The 438-nt window shown below is 66.0% G+C and carries 1 protein-coding gene; it reads right to left on the bottom strand.

The window, feature by feature from the left end; genetic code table 11:
- On the bottom strand, nucleotides 1-438 hold a 438-nt coding region (locus tag AB1462_RS32100), incomplete at both ends, for a hypothetical protein (protein ID WP_367249140.1).

The following is a 438-nucleotide window of genomic DNA, read 5'->3' as shown; positions in this document are numbered from 1 at the left end:
CCGCCTGACAGACGGCTCGAGAGCCGATGGAAATCAGGAGATCGGCCTCCGTCATCGCGAAATTGCCGCTGATCGAGCCCTTGGACCCGCCCACATGCATGTTGCGCGGGTCATCATCGCGCAGCACGCCGCTGGATCCCGGTGACAAGACCACGGCGGCGCCAGCCGCCAGCGCCAAACGGCGAATCGCTGCGTCATGCCCGCGCGTCCCGCCGCCAGCCTTGATGACGACGCGCTGTGCCTTGGCAATCAGATCGGCCGCCTGGCGGTAGACGTGCTGGTCGGCGGGTGCAACCCGCGGCAGGTCCGGCTGCTCCGGAAAGGCCGCTATATTGAACGTGGCGACCGCCGGCTGAACATTGATCGGTGCGAGCAGGTAAAACGGACCGGCGCGATATGGATGATTGACGCAGATGGAGCCGCGGCGCAGAGCATCAC

Source organism: Pseudomonas sp. SB113 (assembly GCF_040754745.1).
Lineage (GTDB): Bacteria > Pseudomonadota > Gammaproteobacteria > Pseudomonadales > Pseudomonadaceae > Aquipseudomonas > Aquipseudomonas grimontii.
Note: the sequence above shows the minus strand (reverse complement) of the source record. Positions and strands in the feature narration are given on the sequence as shown.